Origin of the sequence: Enterococcus villorum (assembly GCF_007990225.1) — a bacterium.
GTDB classification, from domain to species: Bacteria; Bacillota; Bacilli; order Lactobacillales; family Enterococcaceae; genus Enterococcus_B; species Enterococcus_B villorum.
Genome location: NZ_BJWF01000101.1, coordinates 1 through 665, shown reverse-complemented (window position 1 = coordinate 665; position 665 = coordinate 1). Strand labels below are relative to the sequence as shown.

The window sequence follows — 665 nt, the reverse complement described above, 5'->3', positions numbered from 1 at the left end:
CCAATTTTAACTGGGGCACATTCGCAACATCCTGATTTTTATGCCAAAGAAAGTGGGATTGTCTACGAATCAGAAGGAAAAGTAGTGGAAGGCATGCCTTATAAGGCAACCGTTCGTTATAAAGTTGAAGGGAAAATCGTGACAACGAAAGGCCCTCTTTCGACTGTTTTTCCTGATAATTGGAATGCGGAAAAAATTACGAGTGAAGTGGAACGGATTATTGAAATGAAAAAACCAGCTCATGTTGAGCCAGGAAAACTAACATTACAGGGAACAGAAACAGGTGGGAAATTTGATATTGAAGTTGAAATGAATGTGAAAGCGAATGGGAAAGTAACACTTGTCACAACTTATCCACTCTTAAAATAGTAATGAAGAAAAAAATTGGGACTTGAATCAATCCAAGTCCCAAAATTCTTTTAGTTCTTTTGCTTCGCATTGAAAATCTGCAGGAGAATATTTTTGGCGCCAATAATAGAAATTGTTAATAATATAAGTGACAATTATCTTTTTTATTTTGTTGATTACTTCCTGTTTGATTTTTAGATAGTTAATATTAGGAATACCTCCCTTAAAAAAATCACCATGATAATAAGGACCATAATCATAGGGAGTAAGACTATAGATAGGTGTACCCATGTAAAAGATACAATATTCTTCTTCTG

Annotated in this window: 1 protein-coding gene and 1 pseudogene; one reads left to right on the top strand and one right to left on the bottom strand. The window is 34.4% G+C overall.

Annotation, left to right across the window (positions count from 1 at the left end; translation table 11 throughout):
* On the top strand, positions 1–369 hold a 369-nt coding region (locus EVI01_RS13495; protein ID WP_186808786.1), incomplete at its 5' end, for an EndoU domain-containing protein.
* Between the two features lie 27 nt (positions 370–396).
* Here the strand turns inward: EVI01_RS13495 and EVI01_RS13490 are convergent.
* Positions 397–665, bottom strand: a pseudogene (locus EVI01_RS13490) (hypothetical protein); the annotation flags it as partial.